At 57.5% G+C, this 15,331-nt stretch carries 11 protein-coding genes; 4 read left to right on the top strand and 7 right to left on the bottom strand.

The annotated features are described in order from the left end of the window. Nucleotides 1–50: 50 nt before the first annotated feature. The 6 genes from fcl to FXB41_RS30560 all read right to left on the bottom strand — a co-directional run bounded on the left by fcl (nt 51) and on the right by FXB41_RS30560 (nt 7,597). The gene (gene fcl, locus FXB41_RS30585; protein ID WP_007595314.1) at nt 51–1,007 is read right to left on the bottom strand and encodes a GDP-L-fucose synthase; all 957 of its coding nucleotides are present in this window, start codon (nt 1,005–1,007) and stop codon (nt 51–53) included. Further along, nucleotides 988–2,070, bottom strand: coding sequence for a GDP-mannose 4,6-dehydratase (gene gmd / locus FXB41_RS30580; protein WP_035993338.1), 1,083 nt, complete (start codon nt 2,068–2,070; stop codon nt 988–990). Before gmd ends, fcl begins: the two co-directional genes overlap by 20 nt. A gap of 5 nt (nt 2,071–2,075) precedes the next feature. Then, the gene (locus tag FXB41_RS30575; RefSeq protein ID WP_246649361.1) at nt 2,076–3,623 is read right to left on the bottom strand and encodes a lipopolysaccharide biosynthesis protein; all 1,548 of its coding nucleotides are present in this window, start codon (nt 3,621–3,623) and stop codon (nt 2,076–2,078) included. A gap of 13 nt (nt 3,624–3,636) precedes the next feature. After that, nucleotides 3,637–4,737, bottom strand: coding sequence for a glycosyltransferase family 61 protein (locus FXB41_RS30570; RefSeq protein ID WP_007595320.1), 1,101 nt, complete (start codon nt 4,735–4,737; stop codon nt 3,637–3,639). Nucleotides 4,738–4,916: 179 nt separating this feature from the next. Continuing rightward, nucleotides 4,917–6,263: a glycoside hydrolase family 16 protein gene (locus tag FXB41_RS30565; protein ID WP_219684433.1), complete on the bottom strand. Its 1,347-nt coding sequence runs from the start codon at nt 6,261–6,263 to the stop codon at nt 4,917–4,919. A 212-nt stretch (nt 6,264–6,475) separates the two neighbouring features. Continuing rightward, nucleotides 6,476–7,597 (bottom strand): acyltransferase family protein, encoded by a 1,122-nt coding sequence (locus FXB41_RS30560; protein WP_219684432.1) that lies wholly within the window; start codon nt 7,595–7,597, stop codon nt 6,476–6,478. Between the two features lie 138 nt (nt 7,598–7,735). On the opposite strand from FXB41_RS30560, the gene FXB41_RS30555 reads away from it, so the two are divergent. Beyond that, nucleotides 7,736–9,013 carry an O-antigen ligase family protein gene (locus FXB41_RS30555; protein WP_007595325.1) on the top strand — a complete coding sequence of 426 codons (1,278 nt, stop codon included), beginning with the start codon at nt 7,736–7,738 and terminating at the stop codon, nt 9,011–9,013. A gap of 23 nt (nt 9,014–9,036) precedes the next feature. Here the strand turns inward: FXB41_RS30555 and FXB41_RS30550 are convergent, their stop codons facing one another. Further along, a complete protein-coding gene (locus tag FXB41_RS30550; RefSeq protein ID WP_007595327.1) occupies nt 9,037–10,107 on the bottom strand; it encodes a glycosyltransferase family 2 protein in 1,071 nt (356 codons plus the stop codon). A gap of 274 nt (nt 10,108–10,381) precedes the next feature. Between FXB41_RS30550 and FXB41_RS30545 the strand changes: the two genes are divergently transcribed. The 3 genes from FXB41_RS30545 to FXB41_RS30535 all read left to right on the top strand — a co-directional run bounded on the left by FXB41_RS30545 (nt 10,382) and on the right by FXB41_RS30535 (nt 15,283). Then, the gene (locus FXB41_RS30545; RefSeq protein WP_157158587.1) at nt 10,382–10,840 is read left to right on the top strand and encodes a hypothetical protein; all 459 of its coding nucleotides are present in this window, start codon (nt 10,382–10,384) and stop codon (nt 10,838–10,840) included. A gap of 402 nt (nt 10,841–11,242) precedes the next feature. Then, nucleotides 11,243–12,226 carry an NAD-dependent epimerase/dehydratase family protein gene (locus tag FXB41_RS30540; protein WP_007595332.1) on the top strand — a complete coding sequence of 328 codons (984 nt, stop codon included), beginning with the start codon at nt 11,243–11,245 and terminating at the stop codon, nt 12,224–12,226. 642 nt (nt 12,227–12,868) lie between these two features. Further along, entirely contained in the window at nt 12,869–15,283 is a 2,415-nt protein-coding gene (locus FXB41_RS30535; protein ID WP_007595333.1) for a polysaccharide biosynthesis tyrosine autokinase, read from the top strand. The last annotated feature ends 48 nt before the right edge of the window (nt 15,284–15,331 follow it).

The following is a 15,331-nucleotide window of genomic DNA, read 5'->3' as shown; positions in this document are numbered from 1 at the left end:
GCGGACATCGGGTGCGCGACCGTCGGCTCGCAATGGCGGAAGTGCGCTTCCTACTCTCCGGACTGCCGGTTCTCGCCGAGATATGCCTGATAGGCCAGCTTGAGCCCATCCTCGAGCGGGGTCTTGGCCCGCCAACCCAGTTTCGCCAACCGGTTGACGTCGAGCAATTTGCGCGGAGTGCCGTCGGGGCGCGAGCTGTCAAAGCTGATCTCGCCGGAATAGCCGACGGTCGCCGCGACCACCCGGGCGAATTCGGCGATCGCAATGTCCGTGCCGGTACCGACGTTGACGAGCTCGCCGCTCGAATAGGTCTTCATGAGGTGGATGCAGGCGTCCGCCAGATCGTCGACAAAGAGGAATTCGCGCCGCGGCGTGCCGGTGCCCCACACCATGACGTTCTTCGCCCCCGACGTTTTGGCCTCATGGAAGCGGCGGATCAACGCCGCGACGACGTGGCTGTATTCGGGATGATAATTGTCGCCGCGACCATAAAGGTTAGTCGGCATCACACTGATAAAGTTTGAACCGTACTGGCTGCGATAGGCTTCGACCATCTTGATGCCGGCGATCTTGGCAATCGCGTAGGGTTCATTGGTCGGCTCCAGCGGGCCTGTCAGCATCGACTCTTCGCGCAGCGGCTGGACTGCCAGTTTGGGGTAGATGCAGGAGGAGCCAAAGAACATCAGCTTCTCGCATCGATTGACATGCGCTGCGTGAATGACATTGGTAGCGATCGCGAGATTTTCGTAGAGGAACTCCGCCCGCAGCGTGTTGTTGGCGACGATACCGCCGACCTTGGCGGCAGCAAGGAACACTACCTGCGGACGCCTAGCAGCGAACCATTTATCGACGGCGGTCTGGTCACGCAGGTCGACCTCGCTCCGCGAGGCCGTCAGCAGTTCGACATTTTCCTCAGCGAGTCGCCGCACCAACGCGGAGCCAACCATGCCGCGATGGCCGGCGACGAAGACGGTCTTGCCGGCCAGTTCAAATGGAGTACTTGCCATTGGCAACCTCTCGCCTCGCCTCGAGCAAATCGCAAGCCATCATTTCCTTGACCAGCTGCGCGAACGGGGTCCTGGATTTCCAGCCGAGCTTCTCGCGCACCTTGCTGGGATCGCCGATCAGGAGATCGACCTCGGTGGGACGAAAATAAGTCGGGTCGATCCGCACGACGATCCTGCCTGACTCCTTGTCGAGGCCGGTTTCTTCGACGCCCCTGCCTTGCCATTCGATTTTGCGGCCGACTTCCGCAAAGGCGAGCTCCACGAACTCGCGCACCGAGCGGGTCTCCCCGGTCGCCAGTACGAAATCATCGGGCCGGTCGGCCTGCAGGATCATGTGCATGCCTTCGACATAATCCCTGGCGTGGCCCCAGTCGCGCTTGGCCTCGAGATTCCCGAGATACAGCGTCTCTTCGAGGCCCGTCTCGATGCGGGCAACGGCACGCGTGATTTTGCGGGTGACGAAGGTTTCGCCGCGGATCGGACTCTCGTGGTTGAAGAGAATGCCGTTCGAGGCGAACATGCCGTAGGCCTCGCGGTAGTTCACGGTGATCCAATACGCATAAAGCTTCGCCACCGCGTAAGGGGAGCGCGGGTAGAAGGGGGTCGTTTCCTTCTGCGGCACTTCCTGCACGAGGCCGTAGAGCTCGGAGGTGGACGCCTGATAGAACCGTGTCTCCTTCTCCATGCCAAGAATGCGGATCGCCTCCAATAGCCGCAGCGTTCCGATCGCGTCGGCGTTCGCGGTGTACTCCGGGCTCTCGAAACTAACCGCCACATGGCTCTGTGCAGCCAGATTATAGATCTCGGTTGGTCGGATCTGCTGCATTAGACGGATCAGGTTTGTCGAATCCGTCATGTCGCCGTAATGCATCAGGAACCGCACATTGTCGGCATGCGGATCCTGATAAAGATGATCGACACGGGCGGTGTTGAACGAGGACGATCGCCGCTTGATGCCGTGAACGGTGTAGCCTAGCCCGACCAGATACTCGGCGAGATAGGCACCATCCTGACCGGTGACGCCCGTAACCAGCGCGACGCGGCGCTTCGACCTTTCATCCATATTACTCACCCGACTCCTCGGTTATCATCGACGATTTTCCCAGTTTCCCGAAACCTGTTGGCAATTGCGCCGAGGATTCGCAGGATCTCACGCTCTGGCCCGGCCGGCGCGCCTGTCGCTCGCCAGACTCCAAAGAGGGACCCGACATAAGCGAGAGCGCTCACGAGAACAATGGCGATCAACCGAGCATAGACGTGAGACTCATGGCCAAACGATGTGATGAAACTCCAATTGGTCAGAAGACCGACAATGATCATCGTGCAGGTGGACAAAGCGGTCCTCAGATTCACGAGAAATTGTCGGGAGACAGAAGTGTCAATCAATTCGCGGACCAGGACCATGTTGTAGACGACACCGCCGAGCGTAACCGCCACGCGAGCGACCAGCAGGCCAAGTACCCCCCCGACCCACAAGCCCGCCACGATGACAGGCAGCCTCACGATCAGGATCGCAACGTCGCGATGAAATAACCTGCGCGTCTGCCCAAGGGCCAGACCAAGGGGTTGGACGGTCGCACTGAGCGTATGCAACGCAATTGCACCACCGAGGAGCTGGATCACGATTGTCGCGCCTGCCCAGGCTTCACCCAGTGCGAGCGGAACGAATTGATCGGCGATCAACGCGAAGCCGAACCCAGCCGGAAAGGCAATCGCACACAGCATTGATTGCGCCGACAGATAAGCGCGTTGAAGGGCGGCCTTGTCGTCCCTCAGCCTCACAAACGCGGGAAACAGTGTCCCGGCGAGTGGATTTGTTGCTTCTCTTGTCGGCGTGGCGGCCAGGTCGCTGCCCAGCACATACGCACCCAGGGCGGATTTCCCGAGAAAATATCCGATGATGATTTGGTCGAAACGCCAGTTGAGCGTGCTGACGGCCTGTCCGAGTGATAGCCAAACAGAGAACGAGAATAGGGAGCGGCTCCCCGTTATCCGGAATTTCGGCCGGAACGGATGGATGAGATAAGAGGCGACGACATCGATGAAGTTGGCGATGACGGCTCCTGCGATAAGCGCCCAGTAGCTCCTGAAGCAAATGGCGATCCCGGATGAGACGAGGATGGTTGCGAGCGCCCGGCTGCTGCTCGTCACAAATTCCTGCCAGAAGACGAGTTGACGCTGCATCATCGCAAGCATCGGATTTCGAAGCCCAGATATCACAATCGAGCAGCTCAGGACCAACAGGATCGGAATCAAGCGGCCATCGCCGTACGACAATGCCACCGGATAAGCGAGCAGCGAGAGCAAGAGTGCCAGCAAGCAGCCGCGAGCCAGGCTCAACGTCCACGCGGCGTGGAATTGATCCTCACTAGGATCCTTGTGGTGAATGAGCGCCGATGCCAGGGACAGTTCCGTCATCGACGTCAGAACAGCAATGATGGCCGTCGCGACGGCAACCAGGCCGAAATCTTCCGGCGTGAGCATTCTCGCCAATATGAGCGTGTTCAGCAAGCCGAGACTGGCAACCACCAGCCGGCTCACGCCGATCCAGGCGGCTCCGATGGCGATTGAATTTTTCGACAAAGGGAGCGCCGTACGCGCACCAATAGCGACCATTTTCAATGCTCGCTCATTGACAGATGGTTTCCAGTGCGCGCTCGAAGATGTCAGGCGCAACCTCGAAATCGAATGGACTGGGCCCAAACGCTCCCCGCGGGCGTGTTCCCTTGCTGTCTCCCACGATGTAAGAATAGTGCGCGCCGGCCGACGTAGCGATCGTGTAGTAATAGGGATGCACGTGGTCTGAGGGGATCAGCTCCAGGACTTTCGTTCCAGGCGAGCAGAATACGAGATTGGTCAGCCCCGCACCGTGTGGGCCAACGACAATCGCGCATTCCGAGAAAAACGCCGCTTCATCCTCAACGTCATCAAAATCGTAGATCTGGAAGCCGAACTTTCTCAGTGCAGGCATCAGCTCTTGTTCGTTGGCAACCTTCCTTTGTCCTTTGCGCGGAACGTATACGCGCCTGTCGTGACGAAGCGGCGACTTGGCGACCGGCAAGCGGAAGAACTCCGTAAGCCATGGTGCATAATTCCGTCGCAAGCCTGGAAACGAAGTGCCGATCACGAGATCGGCCTGGATGTCCTCCTGGCCTGCCCACACGCACTTGTGCACTGGAATTCCAAGCCGGCGAACGAGTTTGGCTGCCGTTTCGGACGCAGGCTTGGGCAAATAGACATAGTCGACATCCTCGAGCGACAGGCCACTTTTCTGGAATAGCGCCAAGCGTCCCAGGCAATCGAGCAGGAAGTGCCCATAGTTCCCTCCGGCGAAATCACTCGCTAGCGAGAGACAGGTGCCGCTTAGCGGCAGCGGCGTCCCATAGGCAACTGATCGCGGATGGCGCGAGAACGACGATCCGTACCAAGTGCTCTCGTAGAGCAGCGATCCATCCTCCGTCACGAGCCAGCCGTCGGGACCGAGGATGCGGGCCTTGTCCAGGCGGAGAACGCCCAGCTCGGGCATTCTGTTGTCAACGCTTTCACCGAAACCTGCGTCGCGGCTGCCGAATCGAACCGGTGCCTTCCGGGTCAGGACCTGTTCCTCGACGGCAGTGACCCACGTATGCGGATGTTCACTTCGCCACGTGCGATGATCACAAAGCCGGCTCGGGCTGCCGCGCAATGTACCACGGAGGATTTGCCTGACGGCGCGAACTTTTGAGTTCATGGACAACTACCAATGCAAGAGACACTGACCGTGACAGGCAAGCCCGCATGACGGCTCACCTGCCACAGCCAAGCAAAATTCAGACCGACCTTCGGATAGCGTGCCGAGCGCAATCAGCGGTACTCGGCTTGATTCAGATCACACGGAGCTGTGCTCACGCTGCATGTGCACCCCTCCGATCAGCGGTGCACATGCAGCGACAGTAGACGGCAAGATCTGGCTTTTTTTGGTTGGATCACCGTGGTGTCGCAAGCAACTGGGACTTCTTTGGGGCCGACCTCGCCCGCGACTTCGGCCGTCAGTTTGCTGCCCAGCAGATAGTTCCCTTCACGCGGCACGGCCGGCAGCGCAAACTCGATCACGCTGACGCCATTTTCCCCTTCCTTGCGAGAGTCCTGTTGCAGCGGCTTCTTTGCCGATGCGACCATAGCGCCGGTTATTTCGTCGAAGACGTACGCGTGAAGCGTTCGATTTGTCGGATAGTCGTCCGGAATCTTGATCGGAATTTCGATCTTGAGCGGATCGGTCGTGCCCAGCGACAATACCCCCGCGTTCGGCTTCTTATCCGCTACTACGTTCGTAACGTTGAGGAATGTCGGCTTGGGCATGTCGTTGAGCGCTGCCCTATATCCAAAATCATTCGGATCCGGTGTCACGTCGCTCGGACCGCATTTTCGGCTTCCCCGTTCGGAGGGCGTGAACTGGCAGACGCGAACGTAGTCGATCTTGAACGCCTGCGGGAAAGCCGCATCATCGATCCCGTGCCGGCCGGCCCAGGCTGCTCCGCCGACAGCAAAATTGAGATCGATGTGCGCCGGTGGTCCCAGTTGGCCATCCTTCCTGAGCCACTGGTACATGCGCGTGTAGACGAGACGGCCATCCCAGAAGAACGAAATGCGGTCAGGAGCCCAAACGAAGCCGGCAATATGCCAGTCCTTGTTCAGATCCTCCTTGCTGACCATGTCCTGAAACCTGAGCACGAAGGAGCTGTCCACATACGTGTAGGACTGCGGCGTCCACTTATCTTTAGTCATGGCATTCGAGTGCAGCATGTTCGGCTTGTCTTCCACACCATTGATGACGTACTCGAAAATGTCGATCTCCGGCGGATGCCAGAACTTTCCATCGATATCGTAATCGGCTTCGAGCCAGAATGCCGGCCACGATCCCCGCGCATTCGGAAGAAAGACCCGCGCTTCATAGTAGCCGTAGTAGAATGTCTGATGGCTCCGGATCATCCCGGAATCGAACGTGTCCGCCCCCTCATTCTTTTTTGCAGTCAGATTCAGCGTACCTTCGGACACCACGTGGTTGTCGCGGTAGCGCTGCTTTTCATCGTTGAAATGATCCATCGTTTCGTTGTTGTAGATGTATCGGGTCGCCCATTTGGTTCGATCAAGCTTGTCGCCGTTGAACTCATCCGAAAACACCAGCTCCCAGCCAGCGCACCAGGCCGGCGTTGCGGATCCGAATGCAACGACTATCGAGGCGACACAAAGGACTTGCCTGCGCACGGCTGCGAACATCAACGAGATCCTTTCGGTACGGCTGTTAGCCGGCTGAGAAACGCTGTGCCGGCTCAATGCGCAAAGACTTTGGCAATGGTGACGCTGCCACGTCGCGAGCCGGCACACGCAAGCGCACGGCCCTGCGGCTTTTTCGCAAGTAGACGTGCAACTTGCGATCGTTTTGGGGCGGTGACTTGTCGAACAATCAAGAACATTTGACTGTTCCCCGATCAGGTTCCCTCCTTGAGTGCCGTCGAGTGCTTGATTGATCGGCCGGACTGCCGGTTCGCGGCGCGGTCAAGCCGGCTTCGAATCTGTCCCGTCATCTTCACTTCAAGCAGGCGATGGCTGATCGTTGCAACGACAAGCGACGGCGGAAGCGAGGCCAGGAGAAAAAACAGTTGCGATCCGCTCCCCAATGCATCGACCATGCCCGTTCGATACATGATCAGCTTGACCCCGGCCATGACGATCGGCGGCCAGAGATAGAAACTGAAGCTGATCGTTCCAAGCCACTGCATCATTTGCCAACGCAGCATTCTTCCGAACAGGCCGTTCCCTCGGGACATGCCAAGCAGGAAAATAGTCCCGAAGACGCCACCAAGAACAACAAATGGAAAAGCAGAGATCCAGTCATGGAATGGCAAATATGCCGGCGTGACAAAGCCAACGTAGTCTGTTGCACTGGCAAGCTCGAGGCCTCTCCAGACAGTCAGGAACAGCACGAAGAAGATCGCCGGGTACTTCGCCAGCGATTGCAACGACGTCGACGATAGGTACTTCTCCGCAATGAGCACGCCACCAATCATCAGGAGCGCGCGGGGATAGTACACGAGCAAGACCAGCGAACTGACGGCTAACGTCAGCGCCAGCGGCCGACTGACGCCGCTGACTAGGAAAACGACGGCACATACTCCATAGAACAGGAATTCGTATCCGAGCGACCACGCCGCGGGATTGATCTGGATGATGTCAATAAATGGCGGCGGCGCCAACAGATTTGCACCAACCAACAGCAGACTTGGACCCTTTCCTGAAAGCCAGCCAGAAATCGCGATGGCGATCACGGTCGTCCAGAGCACAGGAAGAATCCTCGCATAGCGATCAAGAATAAAGGTCACGACCGAGGATGCTCGATAAAGGCTTGGCAGAATCACGATTCCACTGATGCCGAAGAAGAACTCGACACCGAATTTTCCGGACTGCAGCGCTTCACCCAACAGCCCTCTGGCAAACAGATCGAACGTGGGTAATCCGGAATGAACGACGTGATAGACGAATACCATGAGGCAAAACAAACCTCTGGCACCATGAACGTAAGGGTTAATTCTTGCGCTCGCGTTGTGTTCCATGTGGGAAGTCGCTACAGGCTCTAGTATAGAGGGTGAACAGCCTCACGAGAGAGACCAAGGTGGATCGCGATCGTTACCCTGTGCCCAGACGCACCCACCAACCGAGGCGCCACGAAACAGTAATCGACGAGTCCCAACATGGTGAGCCTCGACACATTCCCAGCCAGAACCTCGTCTAACAAGCGCGCTGCAGCAGCGTCAAGCGACGAGACCAATAGCGTCATTTTCGCGCACATCGCCTTCATTCTGTGCATTTGCATGCAGCGCTTCGGACTCCTCATTGGAACCGGACAGATCTTCTTTTCGCTGTTCGGATTCTTCGCGCTCGTCGCGTGGGGATGGTGGGTTGGTCTGGTGAGCATTCGCGGGCCGCAGACTCTCGCATTCGGACTCGTCGTCGTCTGGTTTCTCTTCAGCGCGGTCGCCGCAGCCGAATCTCCCGATCGCGGTGTGGAGATCAGCTCGGCATCGCTTGCGATGGTTCTTGTCACGAATTCGATCTTCCTGTTCGGACCCTCGACGAGATTCTCCAACGAGGCGGTCCTTCCCGTCTTCCTGTTCTATGTTCGCCTGTGCGCCGTTCTGGCAATCGTCCAGATCGTTCTTCAATTCGGCGGAATACGGATCTTCTCGTTCAAGGATACAATCCCGGCGCTCGATCCCGTCCTCGTCGAGTCCGCCTACAATCAAAATGCGGTGGAATTTTATGGCTCGCTGAATCGGCGCGCGAACGGGTTTTTCCCGATGGAGCCGGGAGCGCTGTCCCAATTGCTCGCTATAGGAGTTGTCGTCGATGTGTTCATTTTGCGGCGACTTGCCTATCTTCCGTTATACGCCATCTCGTACGTGCTCACCCGGTCCGGATCAGGCCTCCTGGTGCTCGTCGTGTCCCTGAGTGTCTATCCCCTGATTGCTCCGCTCAAATCACTACGGGTTATCGCCATCGGGGCGGCCGTTGCCTTGATGATCGGTACAACGTACCTCATTGCACCGGAGCCTTTTGATCCCATCGTTAGTAGGCTTGATGAATTCAGTTCAACCAAGTCGAGCGGCTATGCCCGCTACGTCGCACAACTGCAGACCTGGGACTATCTCTTTCAGACCGACAGAGTGCTTATCGGCTCCGGGCCCGGCGGATTGGAACGGTCGCCCGCCTACTTCGGCGGCAGCGGAAATCCCGTTCTCAAGCTCGTTGCGGACTACGGAATTGTCGGGCTACTGATTTTCCTGTTCTATCTCGTCCTCTCCATATTCAGAAAAGACAACTCGATGCTCGCATTGACAATGCTGGCCTGCTATCAGCTCGGCGGCGGCAACCTCGCCATGGCTCCATTCCTGATCTTGATGGCAATGCTGTGCGTATGGTCGCAATCGCCAGGCGCTGCCCTGAGGTCGATCCGTCCTCAGGCTCTCTGACCGAAGTGTCCCAGCCAGCCCCATCATCGAATGATGCGGAATCGACCGAGCAACGCACGCAACCATTTCGGCCGCTGGGCGGGCACGTACCGCAAACTCACCAGGGCACGACGAAAGTACCGCGGACTGATGAGGATGCAGAAGATCCACGCCAGCAGCGATATACGCTGCGACCTTGAGAAGCCTTGTGGCGACGCAGCCGCTCCAAGGGCATCGACAGCGATGCTCAATGAACTATCCGCCGCGATTGGATGAAGGTCCGGCCGCAGCTTGAACGACGCTATCCGCAAGCAAAGAAATATCAAATTACTCTTAAGCGCATCGGGCGCAACCGGCAGCTTCTCCGTGCGTGCGATCTCGGAAAAGAATCCGTACCGCCTCTGCGTGAGGTCGATCTCTCTGGCAAAGCGGGTATCGTCTAGTTGAAGGAACGCCCCGTGATTGAGGCCGTGCACCCGATAATATGCTAATGGTTTGGTGATCGTCACGATCTCGCCACAGGCGGGAGCGGCCGCCAACAGATAACTGTCGGGAGCCCGATCAACGAAGTCGGACTCAAAATCGAAAATACGCTCGACAAACCATTTCGGGTAGGCATTTCCAGACCCGGGCGGGGTCGGATAAGCGCCGGTGGTTGCCATCCACTTGCGGACGTCCTCCGAGGTTGGACAGGAGAAGTACTGCGGCAGGAGGTTTCCGGTCGGCTGCCCCTCGGCATCGATCACGCGCATCTGAAACTGATATTTGCTCGCGGCTTTGGACCAAACGGATACGATCTCCGTCATCACATCAGGGTGCAAGGCATCGTCCGAATCGAGAAATATGACGATATCGCCGGACGACCTGCGAAAGCCATTCACGCAGGACATCATTTGCCCGGCGTTCGCCTGGCTGATGATTGTGACTTCGTCTGCAAATTCGTTGATCTCGTGGAGTGAATGGTCCGTCGACCCGTCATCGACGACGATCACCTCGACGTTTGGCCATCGTATATCCAGCGCGCTGCGGATCGCGGATCCCACGTAAGCTGCGTAATTGTGGTTCGGAATGACGACCGAGAGGCGCGGCAGGATCGCCAGCTCGACTTCCGACAACACAGCGTGTCCTGGTCTCTTCAACATTCGCCGCCTAGAATACTCGCGTTGTAAGTACGTCGCATGACGGCCGAGAGAACATCACACTCAACGGACGTCAGACACCAATCCAGGAAGGTGCAGCCTTTAGCACGTGTTTTCAAGCGCAAGGAAGAGGCAAGTTCCTCGCCCGCAATTCCACGGAACTATTTTACCCGTCATTCTGTTGCCGCAACTGCAATTCTATCCTGCCGCCGATAACCGCGGCTTCCAACCATCATGGATGTGCAGAGCAGTGAAGATGCATGATAACCTATCTAGGCACTTAGACGGTTATTTGGCGATCTCTGTGGTGATCGCTTCATCGCTCGTCGCAACGACAGCCGATGCTCAAATTTCAGGCTTCGGTCGCACGTCTCCTCCGATGTATGGCGGCTCCGGCATTTCCACTCGGCCTTCGAGTTCGGTTCGGCCGATGGAAGGTACGTTCGCTCCAAATCACACGACAGTAGACGGAAAGCTTTGCATATCAGTCAATCCGTTGACGCACCCCCAAGCCAACAACCCCAAGATCATCGAGCAGATTGTGCTGGTTCAAAACATTTGCGGTCAATCGATCCGGGTTCGGGTTTGCTACGCGGGAAGTTCCGATTGCATGGACGTGCCACTCGCAGGATACCAGAAGCTGCAAAGGCTGTTGGGGATCGCGGCCGGATCAACGAATTTTCAATTTGAGTATCGCGAGCTCTATTGAGCTGCTGAACCAAACGAGCAACCTGGTTGAACGCGAAATGATACCTTCACAAGACATCTACGATCATACCCGTGGCGAACACATCCTCCCATCTACTCGCGTTGCCGATCGAACCAGTGCCACCGCATTCAGGATCACCTAAATGGAACCGATGACGCTGAGCATGTCACACCCGCTAACGATGTTGTTCTCGCCGCATGAGCCACGCATGCTTGATCTGCAGAAGCAACAACGCTCGCCGGCGGGGGCACCACACGTCAAGCGATCTCGGTTTTGGCGGGCACAATTTTTGCACCGGCGGGCCGTGCAGCTCTCTGATGCGCGCGCTCGATTACCGGGGAGCCTTGACCGAAGTTCATCGCAGTTAACTCGGCACCTTCACTCACATTGACCCTCGCGCACATGTCCAATCTCACCCAGGCTATTGTATTTGGAGGCGCAGGCTTCATCGGTACACATCTGATGACGCGGATGCTCGCTTCCGGGCGCTACAACCGGATCGTTTCGGTGGATATCGGGAAGCCTAGGGCGCACGTCGAAGGCGTCGAATATGTCCATCATGATGTCCGTGAGCCAATCGACCCGAAGCTGGGTGGCGGGGTGCCTGCCGACATCTTCAACCTGGCTGCGATCCATGTCACCCCGGGTCATCCGGACGGAGACTATTATTATACAAACGTGCTGGGGGCGGTGCACGTCTGCCGATTTGCGAAAGACACTGGCAGCCGGAACATCATTTTTACCAGTTCGATATCGGTCTACGGTCCGACGGAAACCCCACTTACCGAAGATGCGACGCCAGTCCCTGTCAGTGCCTATGGACGCTCCAAACTCTCGGCCGAAGCGATCCATCGTCTATGGCAGTCCGAACACCCGGACAGGCGGCTGACCATCGTACGTCCCGCCGTCATCTATGGCCGCTACGAGCGAGGCAATTTCACGCGATTGTCGAGGCTTCTCGAAAGGCGGGCCTTCATCTATCCCGGCCGAACCGACACTATCAAGTCGTGCGGCTACGTGAAGGACCTCGTCTCGTCGATGCTCTTCATGGCGTCTCGCAACGACAGTCTGTCGATCTACAATTTCTGCTATGAGCACCGTTACACCATCAGCCAGATTTGCTCCGCCTTCTCTCAAGCTGCCGAATACCCCAAGCCGACGATAACGATTCCGGTATGGCTGATGGATCTCGCCGTGCTTCCATTCGAGGTGCTGCAGGCCGTCGGCATCAAGACCGGCATCAATCGTGACCGGATCAAGAAGTTGTGGTTTTCTACGAACATTCTGCCGAAGCATCTGATCGCAAGCGGGTTCAAATTCGACTACGACCTGGCAAGCTCGCTTGTCGATTGGCATCGGGAATCCTCGACCAAGGATTTTGATTGAGGTCTCGTTGGCTTAATTTTTAAGTGCCCGGCCGATCAGAGATTCACCGGTGGAACTCCAAAGCCGACCCTCGCCACTACAGCGGATGCTCCGAAGCCCCCCGGCTCGTTCGCACTCCGGCATCTCGTGCTCGGACGTAACTCCGGACCGGATCCCTTGCCTCTGGGAGTTGCTCGATCCTCATGCTTGTCCGTCACACTGAGGCCGATATTGCATTGCAGAATTCGATGCTGGTCGCGCGTAATCCACCGCGGCGCCAGGCGGGTCGAGCTGTCTGCCCAGATCATGGGCAACCCTTGATCTTCTCAGGCGGCGTAAATCGTTAGTTTTGAAGGTCCCTTTTTTTGGCAGAGTTGGCGGAGAGGCATTGTGACGATTTTGCGGCGATCGGCACCGACGTTGGCCCGGCAGCGTTGCCGAAACCTGTCTGACCAAACAGCGTGTCGGACGATCCAAGTAGGTGTTTCGCCGGAGCCTCGATGGCATTGGTCGACCCTCGAGCGCCGCGATCTCGATCACCACATCCGGCGTGTCGAGTTCTGCCAAGGCATGACTTCTAAGCGGCACTTTACCATTCAAGAATCAGCGCGGCGGCAAGGCAGCCTGTTGCCGCATTCACAGAGATTTAGGTAGGCGGGCGGGATGCTTCAGAAGATCACATCTCGAGAGATCGAAACCACCGCGCCGGAGGCTCCATCGCTGGAGCAGACCATCTCCTCCGTGCTTGCGCTGGTGAGCCGGCAGTATCCTGTGATGATTTTCACGCTGCTCCTGTGCATCGGTCTTGCCGGCATCTACGTGTTCACGGCACCGAAGCGATATACCGGAACGGCGATCCTGATGATCGACAGCCGTAAGATGCAGGGCCTGCAGACACAAGCGCCCGCGAGCGGCGGAGATAACCCGATCGACTCGGCGATGGTCGACAGTCAGGTCGAACTTCTCAAGTCCGAAGCGATCGCCACCAAAGTCATCAAGGACTTAAAACTTGTGGGGTCGGCAGACTTCATGAGCGATGGTGGCGGATTGCTCAGCAGCATCAGTGGCGCGATTACCGGAATATTCTCCGAATCGACCCCGCCCACGGAAGAGCAAATACTGCGCGCAGCACTCTCTCGCTTTGCGAGCGGCCTCAGCATCAAGCGCGTCGGCGTGACTTATGTTATCGAGATCTCCTTTCAGGCATTATCGCAGGAGCTGGCAGCGCGGATCGCCAACGCAGTTGCCGACGGCTATATCTTGGACTCGTTAGAATCGAAATATCAGTCATCGAGACGGGCGGCGGTCTGGCTGCAGGACCGATTGAAGGAATTGCGGTCGCAGGCATCTTCTGCCGAACGCACTGTTGCGGATTTCAAGGCCAAGAACAACATCATCGACGCCGGCGGGCGACTGCTCACCGAGCAGCAACTCGCTGAAATCAATACTTCGCTGACGGCTGCGCGTAGCCAGCGTGCGGAGGCACAAGCTAAGCTCGAACGCATCACCGCGATATTGAATGCGGACAGCGACGATTCTAAGGTCATTCTGAATGACCTCGCGACTGTGAGCGAGACGATGGCCAACCCGGTCATCACCAAATTGCGCCAGACCTATCTCGAGTACGCGGCCAAGCAGGCCGATTGGTCGAACCGATATGGACCAACACATCTGGCGGTCGTCAATTTGCGCAACCAGATGCGGGAACTCCGACGCTCGATCATTGACGAATTGCGGCGCACCGCCGAGGTCTACAAGAGTGACCTTGAAATTGCCAAGGCGCGCGAAGAGTCCAGCCAGAAGAGCTTGAACGATACGATAGCGATCTCGAATAATACAGGTCAGGCCCAAATCGTCCTCAGAGATCTGGAAAGCAACGCTCAGAGCGCTCGCGCATTGTCTGACAACTTCCTGCAACTCTACATGGTCTCGGTTCAGCAGCAGTCGTTTCCCATTACCGAAGCGAGGGTGATCAGCCAGGCCGCGTCGACTCTGCCCAACAAGACGTCGCCAAGAACGACACTCATCCTACTTGCGGCGATCGTGGCTGGGTCGATTCTCGCAGCTCTCGTTGCAATCCTGCTTGACATGATGGATCGCGTCTTCCGTACCGTTTCGCAGGTCGAGCAATTCGTGGATACCCGCTGTCTCGCTTCGATTCCGGTGATAGAGCGGGGCGCCGTCAAAGCGAATTCCGCTCAATCCGGCAAAGCGGCCTGGCGATTCGGCAAACGCGACAAGCCCAATCTGCAGCAGGCACCCACGAACTACGGAAGATCCGGCACGACGTTGCCACTCCACGGATCCGCGCCCGGGTTCAGCCACCAGCAGTCCCACCGCGACCGTCTGCTTTCGACCGAAGAGAGCGTCGGGCGGCACGTGATCAATGCCCCGTTTTCACGCTTCGCAGAGGGATTTCGGTCGATTAAGCTAGCCAGCGATTTTGCGAATTTCGGTGCAGGCTCCAGCAAGGTCCTGGGGATTACCTCCGCTCTTCCGAACGAGGGAAAGTCAACCATCAGCGAAGCGCTGGCCCAAACCTTGGCGCAAAGCGGCTGCCGTACACTGCTGATGGACGGCGACATTCGCAACCCAAGCCTCACGGCGAGGCTTACTCCGGCTGCGCAGGGCGGCTTGATCCATGTCGTCCTGGGCCAAGCCGACTGGAGGGATGTCGTCTGGATAGACCCGCAGACGAATCTACAATTTCTGCCTTGTGCCATCACATCGCGCTTCTCGAATTCGAGCGACCTGCTGGCCTCGAAACAGATGGAAGACCTGTTCCAGGAACTACGGCAGCACTTTGATCGTATCGTTCTTGATCTTAGCCCGTTGGCGCCCGTCGTCGACGTCCGGGCGACCAGGGGGCTGGCTGATTCCTATATCCTTGTCATCGAATGGGCGAAGTCCAAAGTGGATATCGTCGAGCGCGTGCTAAGCGAAACGCCGGTTGTACGCGAGCGTATGCTCGGTGCGGTTCTCAACAAGGTGAACGTGTCAGTGATGAGCCGCTACGATACGTACGGCGCGACCTACTATCGCAATCGATACTACAAGAGGTACGGTTACGTCGATTAACATCCGATGCTTGATCCGGAGCTGCGGGCAGCGCTTGCCCGATATTTG

The organism is Bradyrhizobium canariense, assembly GCF_019402665.1.
Classification (GTDB): Bacteria; Pseudomonadota; Alphaproteobacteria; order Rhizobiales; family Xanthobacteraceae; genus Bradyrhizobium; species Bradyrhizobium canariense.
Note: the sequence above shows the minus strand (reverse complement) of the source record. Positions and strands in the feature narration are given on the sequence as shown.